General features: G+C 56.1%; 18 protein-coding genes. 11 read left to right on the top strand and 7 right to left on the bottom strand.

Annotation, left to right across the window (positions count from 1 at the left end; translation table 11 throughout):
* Positions 1-247 precede the first annotated feature (247 nt).
* The 7 genes from murA to mlaF are packed head-to-tail and all read right to left on the bottom strand — an operon-like array spanning position 248 to position 4760.
* Entirely contained in the window at positions 248-1504 is a 1257-nt protein-coding gene (gene murA, locus ACN0VL_RS14560; protein WP_417618615.1) for a UDP-N-acetylglucosamine 1-carboxyvinyltransferase, read from the bottom strand.
* 12 nt (positions 1505-1516) lie between these two features.
* Positions 1517-1777 (bottom strand): BolA family protein, encoded by a 261-nt coding sequence (locus ACN0VL_RS14555; protein ID WP_417618613.1) that lies wholly within the window; start codon positions 1775-1777, stop codon positions 1517-1519.
* Entirely contained in the window at positions 1764-2048 is a 285-nt protein-coding gene (locus ACN0VL_RS14550) for an STAS domain-containing protein (protein ID WP_417618612.1), read from the bottom strand. The genes ACN0VL_RS14555 and ACN0VL_RS14550 overlap by 14 nt, the downstream gene beginning before the upstream one ends.
* On the bottom strand, positions 2045-2683 hold the full coding sequence (gene mlaC, locus ACN0VL_RS14545; RefSeq protein ID WP_417618610.1) for a phospholipid-binding protein MlaC: 639 nt from the start codon (positions 2681-2683) through the stop codon (positions 2045-2047). The genes ACN0VL_RS14550 and mlaC overlap by 4 nt, the downstream gene beginning before the upstream one ends.
* 27 nt (positions 2684-2710) lie before the next feature.
* Positions 2711-3184: an outer membrane lipid asymmetry maintenance protein MlaD gene (gene mlaD / locus ACN0VL_RS14540; RefSeq protein ID WP_417618608.1), complete on the bottom strand. Its 474-nt coding sequence runs from the start codon at positions 3182-3184 to the stop codon at positions 2711-2713.
* Positions 3185-3190: 6 nt separating this feature from the next.
* Positions 3191-3970 carry a lipid asymmetry maintenance ABC transporter permease subunit MlaE gene (gene mlaE, locus ACN0VL_RS14535; protein WP_417618606.1) on the bottom strand — a complete coding sequence of 260 codons (780 nt, stop codon included), beginning with the start codon at positions 3968-3970 and terminating at the stop codon, positions 3191-3193.
* A complete protein-coding gene (gene mlaF, locus ACN0VL_RS14530; protein WP_417618604.1) occupies positions 3960-4760 on the bottom strand; it encodes a phospholipid ABC transporter ATP-binding protein MlaF in 801 nt (266 codons plus the stop codon). The genes mlaE and mlaF overlap by 11 nt, the downstream gene beginning before the upstream one ends.
* A 251-nt stretch (positions 4761-5011) precedes the next feature.
* Here mlaF and ACN0VL_RS14525 point away from each other — a divergent pair, with 251 nt between their 5' ends.
* The 11 genes from ACN0VL_RS14525 to mgtE are packed head-to-tail and all read left to right on the top strand — an operon-like array spanning position 5012 to position 13114.
* Positions 5012-5986, top strand: coding sequence for a KpsF/GutQ family sugar-phosphate isomerase (locus ACN0VL_RS14525; RefSeq protein WP_417618602.1), 975 nt, complete (start codon positions 5012-5014; stop codon positions 5984-5986).
* A complete protein-coding gene (kdsC, locus tag ACN0VL_RS14520; RefSeq protein ID WP_417618617.1) occupies positions 5983-6537 on the top strand; it encodes a 3-deoxy-manno-octulosonate-8-phosphatase KdsC in 555 nt (184 codons plus the stop codon). The genes ACN0VL_RS14525 and kdsC overlap by 4 nt, the downstream gene beginning before the upstream one ends.
* The gene (gene lptC, locus ACN0VL_RS14515; protein WP_417618601.1) at positions 6534-7082 is read left to right on the top strand and encodes an LPS export ABC transporter periplasmic protein LptC; all 549 of its coding nucleotides are present in this window, start codon (positions 6534-6536) and stop codon (positions 7080-7082) included. Before kdsC ends, lptC begins: the two co-directional genes overlap by 4 nt.
* Positions 7051-7581, top strand: a complete 531-nt coding sequence (lptA, locus tag ACN0VL_RS14510) for a lipopolysaccharide transport periplasmic protein LptA (RefSeq protein WP_417618599.1) — start codon at positions 7051-7053, stop codon at positions 7579-7581. Before lptC ends, lptA begins: the two co-directional genes overlap by 32 nt.
* 2 nt (positions 7582-7583) lie before the next feature.
* Positions 7584-8309, top strand: a complete 726-nt coding sequence (gene lptB / locus ACN0VL_RS14505; protein WP_417618597.1) for an LPS export ABC transporter ATP-binding protein — start codon at positions 7584-7586, stop codon at positions 8307-8309.
* Positions 8310-8358: 49 nt separating this feature from the next.
* The gene (locus ACN0VL_RS14500) at positions 8359-9813 is read left to right on the top strand and encodes an RNA polymerase factor sigma-54 (RefSeq protein WP_417618596.1); all 1455 of its coding nucleotides are present in this window, start codon (positions 8359-8361) and stop codon (positions 9811-9813) included.
* 23 nt (positions 9814-9836) lie between these two features.
* The gene (hpf, locus tag ACN0VL_RS14495) at positions 9837-10124 is read left to right on the top strand and encodes a ribosome hibernation promoting factor (RefSeq protein ID WP_417618595.1); all 288 of its coding nucleotides are present in this window, start codon (positions 9837-9839) and stop codon (positions 10122-10124) included.
* A 2-nt stretch (positions 10125-10126) separates the two neighbouring features.
* Entirely contained in the window at positions 10127-10573 is a 447-nt protein-coding gene (gene ptsN / locus ACN0VL_RS14490; protein ID WP_417618593.1) for a PTS IIA-like nitrogen regulatory protein PtsN, read from the top strand.
* Between the two features lie 10 nt (positions 10574-10583).
* Positions 10584-11450, top strand: a complete 867-nt coding sequence (gene rapZ / locus ACN0VL_RS14485) for an RNase adapter RapZ (protein WP_417618591.1) — start codon at positions 10584-10586, stop codon at positions 11448-11450.
* A complete protein-coding gene (locus tag ACN0VL_RS14480; RefSeq protein ID WP_417618589.1) occupies positions 11437-11712 on the top strand; it encodes an HPr family phosphocarrier protein in 276 nt (91 codons plus the stop codon). Before rapZ ends, ACN0VL_RS14480 begins: the two co-directional genes overlap by 14 nt.
* Before the next feature lie 40 nt (positions 11713-11752).
* Positions 11753-13114 carry a magnesium transporter gene (gene mgtE / locus ACN0VL_RS14475; RefSeq protein ID WP_417618587.1) on the top strand — a complete coding sequence of 454 codons (1362 nt, stop codon included), beginning with the start codon at positions 11753-11755 and terminating at the stop codon, positions 13112-13114.
* Positions 13115-13334: the final 220 nt, after the last annotated feature.

Here is a 13334-nt window from a genome sequence, read left to right as displayed (position 1 = left end):
GGTCGTCGGAGTAGTCCCTTTGTCCGATGCCTACACAACAATGAAATAGATCATTTATTTAATGTGCTTGGTATAAGTCACACAATCGGCCCTGTGGATATCACATTCAGTCTGGACACTCAGCTGGTATTAGCGAACCAAAACAAAAGGGGACAGGTATCATATACCTGTCCCCTTACGCTGCAACAGCCGACCACTCGAGCGGCTTACCGCTTAAAGCTGATCGCTTCCAGCTGTGTTTTAAGTGTTAACCTTTAATCCGTTCTATTTTGCCGCCCAGGGCGGAGAGCTTGTCTTCGATAAACTCGTAGCCACGATCGATGTGATAGATCCGGTCCACTATGGTGGTGCCTTCCGCCACAAAGCCCGCCAACACCAGGCTTGCCGAGGCACGCAGATCGGTCGCCATCACGGTCGCCCCCGTCAGCAGCTCGGTATCGTCACAAATCGCCATATTGCCGTTCAGCTCTATGCTGGCGCCCATGCGATTGAGCTCGGGCACATGCATGAAACGATTTTCAAAGATGGTTTCGGTCACCCGACCCACGCCCTTGGCCACCGCATTCAGCACGGTAAACTGCGCCTGCATATCGGTAGGGAAAGCCGGATAAGGCGCGGTTTTGATATCTACCGGCTTAAGCACCCGATCGGTCATGTCGAGTCGAATCCAGTCTTCACCGGTTTCAATGAGCGCGCCCGCTTCTTTCAGCTTCACCAATACGGCTTCCAGCAGATGAGGGGCCGTATTCAGACAGGTCACATTGCCGCCCGTTACCGCCGCCCCCACCAGGAAAGTACCGGTTTCAATGCGATCGGGTTGCACGCGGTATTGGCCGCCATGCAAGGCTTCGACACCATCGATGATCAGGGTGTCCTGGCCGATGCCCTGAATTTTGGCACCCAGGGCATTCAGAAAGTGGGCCAGGTCGACCACTTCCGGCTCGCGGGCGGCGTTTTCAATAATGGTGCGCCCGTCTGCCAGTACCGCCGCCATCATCAGGTTTTCGGTGCCGGTGACGCTCACCATATCCATCAGAATGTGGGCGCCTTTCAGGCGACCATCGACTCGGGCCTTGATGTAGCCGTCTTCTACCCGAATGTCGGCCCCCATTTGCTCCAGTCCGTGAATGTGCAGATTCACCGGGCGGGCACCGATGGCACAGCCGCCGGGCAAAGACACATCGGCCTTGCCGAAACGGGCCACCAGTGGGCCCAGGGCGAGAATGGAGGCCCGCATGGTGCGCACCAGCTCATAGGGGGCTATGTGGCTGTTGACCGCGCCGGAAATAACGATAGCGTCATCTTGCTCAACCACTTTCAGACCCATGGAGGCAAGCAGCTGCAGGGTGGTATCCACATCTTTCAACTTGGGTACATTAGAAAGGTGTACCGCTTCGTCGCATAAAAGGGTGCCAAACAGAATCGGCAGCGCCGCGTTCTTGGCGCCGGAAATCGTCACCTCACCGGCAAGCCGGCAAGGTCCCTGTATTTTAAATTTATCCATTTCGGTTCCCGTTTAGGAAGGCATAATAAATTTTCGCTCCCGAGCCCATTGCTCGGGAGTAAAGGTCTTCACGGTCAGGGCATGAATGGTATTTTGCGCAATCAGATCCCGCAGTGGGCCATTGATTGCCTGTTGCCGCTTCAGGCGGCTCATATCGGCAAAATCAGCCGATACGGCAATCACTTCACAGTGGCTGCCTTCGCTTTTGACATACAGTTCATCCAAAGGCAGCGCCTGCCGCAATAATTGTTCTACTTGATTATTCAGTTCCATTCGGCCTCCCGGCAGGGTTGTCGGCCAGCTCAAAGAATGAGCTGACTCCATATAAATCGGCAAGGGGATAAAAACTGGCCGGCGGGGTGAGCAGAGCCAAAGGCCGCTGCTCCGCAGTCAGTGACTGGCTCCATTGCACCAAAAACGCCAGGCCAATAGAGTCTATTTCCTTCAGCCCGCTCAAGTCGGCCTCGCGACTGGCAAACAGCGTCTGGCGCTCGGCCCAGTAGGCCGATAATTGCGCTCGAGTCAGCTCGCGAGTCAGTTTCATTCTTTTCTTTCCAGCGGGGTCACCGGCTTGTTGGTGTGGGCATACAAGTCCTTGGTTACCTGATCGATCCCCTTCTGGCGGATCAGGCCACTCAGCTCGGCCTGCTTGGCCGACAACAGGCTGATGCCTTCGGCTATCATGTCGAATACGCGCCACTCACCGGTGCGGCTGTTTTTACGCAGCTTGAATTCCAGCTGAATGGCCGGCTTGTTCGGCTCCAACACAGTGACAGGTACCGAGACCAGCTTGTCTTCCGCCCCCACAGTGCCGGTGCCAATATTCAACTTCTGATCATTATAGGCCGCCAGCGCATCGGCATAGGTCACCACCAGATAATCACTGAACGCATCAACAAACTGCTCTCTTTGCTGTGGCGTGGTGTTGTTCAGCTGTTTGCCAATCACGCGAAAGGCAGAAAAGCGCACGTCAACCGCCGGCAGCATTTCTTCCCGCACTATGGTGCGCAGATATTTCGGATCCGCCTTGATTTTGCTCTGCTCGGTGTTCAGCCGGTCGAAGGTGTTTTGCGCCACCTCATTCACCAGCTGATACGGTTCGTTCAGTGTCAACGCATGCACCAACGGGGCCCAGCTACCGGCCAGTAATAACAGTCCTGACATCAATAATTTTTTCATTATTCGCTCCTGGTAGTGTGCTACGGCTTAGTTATCACCAATAGAGTAAATGAATTTCCCGATCAGCTCTTCCAATACCAGTGCTGACTGGGTGTCCGTAATGGTATCGCCGTCCTTGAGCATGCCGATGCCCATTTCTTCATCGACAAAACCAGGGCTCAGCCCCAGATACTGCTCACCCAGCAAACCCGACGTCTGAATGGCCGCGGTGCTGCTTTCGGAAAACACACCGGCGCTGCGGCTAACGGTTAATGTCACCACCGGCACCTGATCTTTAGGGTCCAGCTTTATGTCGCTGACGCGTCCCACCACGACCCCGCCCACCTTGATCGGCGAGCGCACTTTAAGTCCACCGATATTATCGAACTTGGCATAGAGGGTATAGCTTTCACCCTGCCCTTTCACATTAACACCGGCCACTTTAAACGCCAGCAGCAACAAGGCACCTATTCCGGCCAACATAAAGCAGCCGACACTGAATTCCAGTTTGCTGTATTTCATCAACATTTATCCAAACATGACGGCGGTGAGGACGAAATCAAGCCCCAGTACCGCTAAAGAAGAATGAACCACGGTACGCGTCGTGGCTTGACTGATCCCGGCTGCGGTGGGCTTGGCATCAAAGCCATTAAACAACGCAATCCAGGTGACAACCAGGGCAAAGACCAGGCTTTTGACAAAGCCCTGCATGATGTCCTGCTTGAAATCGACGGCCGCCTGCATGGCAGACCAGAATCCGCCTTCATCGACCCCCAACCAGTCTACCCCCACCAGCTTGGCTCCCCAAATACCGATAAGGCTGAACATCAGCGCCAGCAGCGGCATGCTGATCATGCCGGCCCAAAAGCGCGGAGCCACCACCCGTCGCAGCGGATCTACGCCCATCATTTCCAGGCTCGACAGCTGCTCGGTCGCTTTCATCAGGCCCAGCTCCGCCGTCAAGGCAGAGCCGGCACGGCCGGCAAACAACAGGCCGGTCACCACAGGGCCAAGCTCGCGCAGCAACGACAGCGACACCAGCGGCCCCAACATGCCTTCGGCACCAAAGTCCACCAGCACGTTGTAACCCTGCAGTGCCAGCACCATACCAATAAAGAGGCCGGACACCAGTATAATGGCCACCGACTGCACACCCACCACTCTCAGTTGCTCAACCAGCAACGGAAAGTGTTTTCGGGGTTGCGGCCGCCCCACCAGGGCATGCACCAGCATGATGCCGGCCCGCCCACCGGCGGTCAGGCCGTCGATGCCACGACGCCCCAGCCGGCCTATTACATCAATTAACATCAGCTAGCGACTCCCTGAATGATGGCGCAGGATAATGGAAGGCCACGGGCCCGTCGGCCTGGCCTTGCAGAAACTGCACCAGCTGCGCGTCGGTTTGCTGGCGCAACTCCTGTGGCGTTCCCGCCGCTATCACCTTTTTATTGGCGATGATGTAGGCGTAATCGGCAATGTTCATCACTTCGTCTACATCGTGGGTCACCACGATAGAGGTTAGCCCCTGCGCCTTGTTGAGTTCGGCAATCAGCTTGACCAGCACCGCCATGCTAATGGGATCCTGGCCGGCAAACGGCTCGTCATACATGATGAGCTCCGGATCTTGGGCGATGGCCCGCGCCAGTGCCGCTCGTCGCGCCATGCCCCCCGATAGTTCGGAAGGCATCAGCCGTGCCGCACCGCGCAGGCCCACGGCTTCCAGCTTCATCAGCACCAGGGTTTCAATCATGGCCTCGGGCAGGCCGCTATGCTCGCGCAACGGAAAAGCCACATTGTCGAACACCGACATGCCGGTAAACAAGGCGCCACTTTGAAATAACATGCCCATGCGCTGGCGTTCCTGATACAGGCGCGAGCGCCCCATGGCAGGAATCGAGGCGCCATCAAACAGTATGTCACCGCTGCTTGGCTTGATTTGGCCGCCAATGAGTCTTAACAGCGTGGTTTTGCCTATGCCACTGGGACCCATTATGGCCGTTATTTTGCCTTTCGGGATCTGCAGGTTGATCCGGTCATACAGGGGCCGGTCACCATGGCCAAAGCAAAGATCCCTTATTTCAACAAGGTTCTGGCTCAATCTGATTCCCCAACGAAAAAAAGGAATTGTATGAGTTCCCCGATAGATGGGCAACCAAGACACGGCTTTTAGCCGCTCTGGTACGCCATTAAATGACCGGATAATGCACTAAATCCCTTTTTTTGTGATACGCCTCCCCGATAATACGCCCCTGCCCGGCCAGCACGACCGATTGCCAGTCGCTAATCGGTACAAGCTTTTCTATAATGGCGGCGCATGGGGTCTGTTGACCCTAAGGTGTGGAGAAGAAGATGACCGTGGAATTTGACTACCAGAAGACCGCTCAACGCGTGCTGGATATTGAAAAGGCAGCCATAGATGGCCTTTATCAATATCTGGACCAAGCCTTTAATCATGCCTGCCGGCTGATGTTTCAATGCTCGGGAAAGATCATCGTCACCGGCATGGGCAAGTCGGGGCATATCGCCCATAAAATTGCCGCCACCCTGGCCAGCACCGGCACCCCCGCTTTTTTTGTGCACCCGGGTGAAGCCAGCCATGGCGATCTGGGCATGATCAGCAAGAACGATGTGGTGCTGGCACTGTCTAACTCCGGTGAGAGCAGCGAAATTATCTCGTTGTTGCCGGTGCTCAAGCGTCGCGCCATTCCGCTGGTGTGTCTCACCGGCAATCCCGCTTCCACCATGGCGCGCGAGGCCAATGTCCATCTTTGCACCCGCGTGGAACAAGAAGCCTGCCCCCTGGGCCTGGCGCCCACGGCCAGCACCACGGCCGCTCTGGTGATGGGCGATGCATTGGCGGTCTCTCTGCTGGAAGCCCGCGGCTTTACCGCCGATGACTTCGCGCTCAGCCATCCCGGTGGCGCCCTGGGCAAGCGGCTGCTGCTGCGGGTCGCCGACCTCATGCACCAAGGGGACAGAGTGCCCAAAGTCGCCCTCGACACCCTGATTATTGACGCCCTGCTGGAAATCGGCCGCACCGGCCTGGGTTTTACCGCCGTGGTGGATGCAGAGCAACGGCTGGTGGGTGTCTATACCGATGGCGACTTGCGTCGCACCCTGGATCAGAAGATAGATGTACACCACACTGCTATTGAAGAGGTCATGACCCGCCGCTGCACCACGGTTCACGCCACCATGCTGGCGGCAGAAGCCGTGCAGCTGATGGAAGAGAAAAAAATCAGCGGCCTGCTGGTGCTGGACGCAGAGCAACACCCGATAGGCGCCTTTAATATGCACGACTTGTTACTGGCAGGAGTGATCTGATGGAAGCGTCTACCTTGTATGGCCCCGTGGCCACCGGCGTGTGGCAGCAACTGGCCCGGATTCAGTTACTGATTTGCGACGTGGATGGCGTGCTGTCCGACGGCTCCATTTACCTGGGCAACCAGGGGGAAGAGTACAAAAGCTTTAATACCAAAGACGGCTTTGGCATCAAGGCACTGCAGAATGCCGGTATTGCCGTGGCGATCATCACCGGCCGCAGCTCCTCCATCGTCACCGAGCGCATGAAGTCGCTGGGGGTACGGCACGTTTACCAGGGGCAGAGTGATAAAATGCTCAGCTATCAGAGTCTGCTGGCCGATCTGGAGCTCACTCCGGAACAGGTCGCCTATATTGGTGATGACGTGGTCGATTTACCCGTGATGCAAGACTGCGGCCTGGGGGTGGCGGTGGCCGACGCCCATCCGCTGGTCCGACAGAAAGCCGATTATGTCACCAGCCTGTCCGGTGGCCGAGGGGCAGTACGCGAACTGTGCGATCTCATGCTCGAGTCGCGTGGCGTCCTGCATCAGGCTCAGGGGATGAGCGTATGAGTCGTCAGACCTGGTGGTGTGGCGGCCTGTTTGTGCTGGCGCTGATGTGCTGGCAATGGTTCAAGCCTGTCGCCGAGCAACCGGTCACCCAGCAAAATTATCAGCCGGACTTCATCGCCAAAAACCTGGCCAGCGTACAATACAATCAGCAGGGTCTGCCCTATCGCGGCTTGCATGCCGACTATGCCGAGCACTACGAACCGCTGGCCATGACCCTAATGGAAAAACCTGTTATCTTGCTCTATTCGCCCGATGGCCAGCCAGAATGGCGGCTCAGCGGTGATGAAGGCATTTTGAACACCAACGACAACGCCGTGCTGAACGGCAGCGTCGTGGGCAAGGGACTACAACCGGATGCAGTGGTGCATACTCTGACAACCGAGTATCTGGAGCTGGACTTTATCAATAATCAGCTACGCTCTAATCGGGCGGTACAGTTAACCAGCCCCAGCTATCAGGCTCACGGCCTGGGCCTGCTGGGCAAAATCGATCAACAAACGGTGGAATTACTGCATGATACCCGGGCAACGTACGTTACTCCTTAGCATTGGCAGCCTGTTGGCGTTAGGTCTGAATATTGCTCAGGCCAAAGAATCGGATTACAACCAGCCGGTGACCATAGATGCCGGCCGTCAGCTGGTCGAGCTGGCGGATAGCAAGGTGACCTTCACCGACAACGTCGTGGTCAAACAGGGCACCATGGATGTGCGAGCCAGCAAGCTGGTGGTGATCCGCAACGAGAAGGGCCTGCAGTCCATGACCGCCCATGGCTCACCGGCCACCTATTATCAGGTGCTCGACAGCGGCCAGCCGATCAATGCCGAGGCGAAACAAATCCATTACGACATGAAAGCCCGCACCATTACGCTGTTGAACGACGCCAAGCTGAAGCAAAACGACAATATCGTTACCGGTTATCGTATCCGCTATCACATAGACCGCGAGCAGATGGAAGCCGAAAGCCAGGGCGGTAAAGACCGTGTGACCACTATCTTCTTGCCTGAGCAACTGCAAAACATGAATGAAAAAGAGGCTCAAAACTAAAGATGGCGACCCTAAAAGCCCGAAATTTGCAGAAAAGTTATAAAGGTCGCCAAGTGGTGGCCGATGTCAGCCTGACGGTCAATACCGGCCAAATCGTCGGCCTGCTTGGCCCCAATGGTGCCGGCAAAACCACGTCTTTTTACATGATAGTGGGCCTGGTACAGCGTGATGCGGGCAGCATCACCATAGATGATCAGGATATCAGCCATCAGCCCATGCATGTTCGTGCTCGCGCCGGCATCGGCTACCTGCCCCAGGAGGCCTCCATTTTTCGGCGCCTGAGCGTGGCCGATAACCTGATGGCGGTGCTGGAAACCCGCAAGGAGCTGAACGCCGCCGAGCGCACAGAGAAAATGGAGCAGCTGCTCGAAGAATTCAATATCACCCATATTCGCGACAACACCGGCATGAGCTTGTCCGGTGGCGAGCGCCGTCGGGTTGAAATTGCCCGGGCACTGGCGGCCGATCCACGTTTTATTTTGCTGGACGAGCCGTTTGCGGGTGTTGACCCCATTTCGGTACTCGACATTAAAAAAATCATTCTTCACCTGCGGGATCGCGGCCTGGGCGTCCTCATTACCGACCATAACGTACGGGAAACACTCGATGTCTGTGAGCGCGCCTATATCGTGAGCCATGGTCATCGTATTGCCGCCGGCACCCCGGCCGAAATACTCGATAACGAGCAGGTCAAGAAAGTCTATCTTGGTGAGCAATTCAGCCTCTAGCTTTGCCGCTGGTGACGCCAGCGGTTGACATGGAAGGACTTTTTCAACGATGAAGGCAACTCTTCAGTTACGCATGGGTCAGCAGCTGACCATGACCCCCCAGCTGCAACAAGCCATTCGCCTGCTGCAGCTGTCTAGCCTGGAGCTGCAACAGGAAATTCAACTGGCCCTGGATAACAATCCCCTGCTCGAGCAGGAAGAGCAGGAAGATCAGGCAGGCCAGGACGTCGTTGAGGTTGCCGCGCCACAAAACGAACAAATGGCCACCGACACCGCCATGGAACAACGTCAGCTGTCTGACGAGCTGCCCATGGACAGCCAGTGGGATGAGATTTATACCGCCTCAGCCGGAGGCAGTGGCAGCGCCGGTCTGCCCGAGGGCATGGAAGAAACGGTATACCAGGGGGAAACCACCGAAACACTGCAGGATTATCTGTTGTGGCAGATGCAACTGACGCCTTTCAGTGATGTCGACCAGGCCATTGCCCTGGCCATTATCGACGCCATCGATGAAGCCGGCTATCTCACTCTCGATATTGAAGGCCTGCTGGCTTGTGTGGCGGGTGGCGAGCAGGTGATTGAAGCGGACGAAGTGGAAGCGGTTCTCAAGCGCATACAGCACTTTGACCCCCTGGGCGTTGCCGCCCGCAGCGTACAGGAGTGCCTGCGCATTCAGCTCGAGTCCCTGCCGGCCGACACCCCCTGGCTGGACGAAGCCTTGTCGATTATCGAGCAGCACATGGACTTGCTCGGCAATCGTGACTACCGCACCTTGCAGCGCAAGGCCAAACTGAAAGAAGATGAGCTCAGAGACGTGCTGCTGCTGATCCAGCAGCTGGAGCCCAGACCGGGCAACCGCATAGTGCAGTCCAGCTCCGAATACGTGATCCCCGATGTGCTGGTCAGCAAGCAGAAAGGCGTGTGGGTGGCCGAGCTCAATAGCGACGCCATGCCCAAGGTGCGGCTGAATCAAACTTACGCCGCCATGGCCACCGGTGCCAAAAGCGGAGAAGACGGCCAGTTTATTCGTAATCACCTGCAAGACGCCAAATGGTTTATCAAAAGTCTGGAAAGTCGAAACGAGACCTTGCTCAAGGTTGCCAATTGTATTGTTGACCAACAACAGGCATTCTTTGAGTATGGGGCCGAAGCCATGAAGCCCATGGTGCTGAACCAGGTGGCCGAAGTAGTGGAAATGCACGAATCCACCATCTCGCGGGTGACCACCCAGAAGTTTATGCACACGCCCAGAGGCGTGTTTGAGCTGAAGTATTTTTTCTCCAGCCATGTGGGAACCGATACCGGCGGAGAGTGTTCCTCCACCGCGATTCGGGCCTTGATTAAAAAGTTAGTGGTAGCAGAAAACCCGGTTAAACCATTGAGCGACAGCAAAATCGCACAATTATTAGCCGAACAGGGGATACAGGTGGCCAGACGAACCATAGCCAAGTATCGTGAGTCGCTGGCCATCCCCCCTTCCAATCAGCGTAAACGCCTGATTTAAGGCAGACCTAGAAGGAAGACGTTATGCAAATAAACCTAACTGGACACCATGTAGAAATCACAGACTCGCTGCGGGATTATGTACACAGCAAGTTCTCCAGACTGGAGCGCCATTTCGACAACATGACCAACGCACACGTCGTTCTCACCCTGGAAAAACTGCAACAGATAGCAGAAGCCAAGATCAACCTCAGCGGCGGTGAAATTTTCGCCAACTCTCAACATGAAGATATGTACGCCGCCATTGACGGTCTGTTCGACAAGCTCGATCGCCAAGTCATCAAACACAAAGAGAAGCTCAAGCAAAAATAACCATGGAAGTCGCCGACATACTGAGCAGGGACTGCACGCGCAGTGCGGTCCCCTGCACGAGCAAAAAACGCGCTCTGGAAATCATCAGCGAGCTGGCTGCCCAGCATCTGAATGTCAGCAGTCAACAGTTGTTTGACTGCCTGCTGGCCCGAGAGAAAATGGGCAGTACCGGTATAGGGAATGGTATCGCCATTCCCCATGGCCGCATCAGCGATGATAACCAGGCAACGGCGGTGTTGCTCACCTTTGCCGAACCGGTGGAATTCGATGCTATCGATAACCAACCCGTCGGTCTGGTCTTTGCTTTGCTAGTTCCGGAGCAAGAGTGTAAACAACACCTTAAAACCCTGTCATTGATTGCCGAAAAACTCAGTGACAAACAAATTTGCAAGCAGTTGCGTCAAGCCGGCAGTGATGACGAACTCTATCAAATCATGATTTCTTCCTGAGGAGGATGCTATGCAGCTGGTGATCGTCAGTGGTCGTTCTGGTTCGGGTAAAACCGTTGCATTACGGGTACTCGAGGATTTGGGCTATTACTGTGTCGATAACTTGCCGGTAGAGCTGTTACCCGATCTGGTTAAAATGCGCCGCGACAAGCCCGGTGAAGTGGCCGTGAGCATTGACGTGCGCAACTTGCCCGACAGCAGTGAAAAGCTGGAAGCCTGTCTGCTTGATGTTCGCGCCATGGAGGGCGTGAGTTTATCCAGCATCTTCATTGATGCAGACAATGCGGCCTTGATCCGCCGTTTTGGCGATACCCGCCGCCTCCACCCCTTGTCACGGCTCAGCCTGACGCTGGATGAAGCCATTCGCCAGGAAACCCATTTGCTGGCTCCGCTGTCTTCGGAGGCGGATTTACGCATCGACACCTCGGATCTCAGCATTCATGATCTCAGCGAAATTATTCGTGCCCGCATTCTCGGCAAAAAAGAGCGTGAATTGAACTGGGTGTTCGAATCGTTCGGCTACAAATATGGTATTTCTCAAGATGCAGACTTCGTGTTCGATGCCCGTTTTCTGCCCAACCCGCACTGGATAGCCGAGCTCAGGCCCTTTAACGGTCGGGACGAGCCGGTAGCCAACTATCTGGGCAGCCAGCTCGAAGTCACCAAGTATCTGCTGCAGATCGAAAACCTGCTGGTCACCTGGATGCCGCACCTGGAGCGCAACAACCGCAGCTATGTTACCGTGGCCATCGGCTGTACCGGTGGCAAGCACAGATCCGTGTACCTGGTTGAACAGTTGGCCCAGTCATTCAAAAAGATGGGCAAGAGTGTGCAACTGCGGCATCGCACCCTGGAAAGGCAGCATGTCGAGAATTGAGCGAGACCTGAAAATCGTCAACAAGCTGGGACTGCATGCCCGCGCCGCCATTCAGCTGGTGCAGTTGACCCAACAGTTTGATGCCACCGTGACCGTGTGCAGCCAGGATAAACAGGCCCCGGCCAATAGCGTGATGGGCCTGCTGATGCTGGAGACTGCCCAGGGCCACGCCATTCGAGTGGTCGCCGAAGGAGAAGATGCCGAAGCGGCCATGGACGCCGTTTCTCGTCTTGTCGCCGACCGCTTCAACGAGGCAGAATAACGGCCTTGTTCAGCCGAACCATATAAAAGCGGAAATCCAGATGACAGAATCAACCGAAAAACCCAGCACGCCGGATCATCTGGACGCCATCACCCAAGCCCTGAATAGCGGCATGTTTGTGCATGTTCGCCGCAGCTTGCAGCAAATGCGCCCGGGAGATGTGGCCTGGTTGCTGGAAGCCTCCCCCACTCCCAGCCGCAAGGTGTTATGGCAGCTCATCGACCCCGATGACTACGGTGAAATCCTCGAAGAACTCTCGGAAGAAGTCAGAGACGGCATAGTGCGGCTGATGGGCCCGAGCAAGCTGGCCGCCGCCCTGGAAGACATGGAATCGGACGATCTGGCCGATGTCTTGCGCGACCTGCCCGAGCCGATGCTGGATCAGGTGCTGACGCAAATGGACGAGCAGGACCGGCTGCGGGCACAACAGGCGCTGTCCTATCCGGAAGACACCGCCGGCTCCCTGATGAACACCGAGTTCATTACCGTGCGATCCGATATCAGCATTGAAGTGGTACTGCGCTACCTGCGCTTACACTCCGAATTACCCGAAGGAACAGACACGCTTTACGTGGTAGATCAGCATAACCGGTTATTGGGCGATATTTCCCTGGCCAGCCTGGTGGTGCAAGCGCCGGACACCCAGGTTGCCGAAGCCATGGATAGCCAGGTGGAGGCCATTCCCCTGACCATGACGGATACCGAAGTCGCCAACCTGTTCGAACGTCACGACTGGCTGTCCGCCCCTGTGGTCGATGAAAATTATCAGCTGCTGGGGCGGATCACCATAGATGATGTGGTGGATATTATCCGTGAAGATGGCGAGCACACCATGATGGGCATGGCGAAAATGGACGACGACGAAGACACCTTCGCCCCCGTTCTGACCAGTGCCCGGCGACGCTCAATCTGGCTCACGGTCAACCTGGGCACTGCCCTGCTGGCTGCCAGCGTGTCCAGTATGTTTGAAGCCACCTTATCGCAAATGGCGACTCTGGCCGTCTTGATGACCATAGTCCCCTCCATGGGTGGCATTGCCGGCAACCAAACCCTGGCACTGGTGATCCGCGGCATGGCGGTGGGCCACATTGGCGACAGTAACGCCCGTTGGTTGCTGACCAAGGAGGCGCTGGTGGGCTTGATTAACGGCTTGCTGTGGGCGCTGATGGTGGCCGTGGTGGTCGGCTTCTGGAAAGGCAGCTGGCAAATCGGCACCGTGTTGGGCCTGGCCATGTTTATCAACCTGGCGGTTGCCGGGCTGGCCGGTGCGGCCATTCCGCTGGTGATGCGCAAGTTCAACATCGATCCGGCACTCGCCGGCTCCATGGCCCTGAGTACCATCACCGATATCATCGGCCTGCTGTCCTTCCTCGGCCTGGCTACCCTGATCCTGATTCACTAATCCAGCACCAGGCGCCCCATGCTTTACGCCATACGCTGTAAGTGAAGGCGGGGCGCGGTGTTTGTTTTTAACTTACGGCGTACAGCGTAAGACGCATCGCTGTCCACAGTGCGCGATACCGAGGCGGGCCCGGCAAAACGGTGTAATACCAATTACAGTAAAGATCTGTTCACCTTTGAACCTGAATACCAGAGGCACCACAGTCACCTCCCACGACACG

It is taken from the genome of Oceanisphaera sp. (assembly GCF_048268965.1).
Classification (GTDB): Bacteria; Pseudomonadota; Gammaproteobacteria; order Enterobacterales; family Aeromonadaceae; genus Oceanimonas.
The sequence above is the reverse complement of the archived record's forward strand: the minus strand, read 5'-3'. Positions and strand labels throughout refer to the sequence as shown.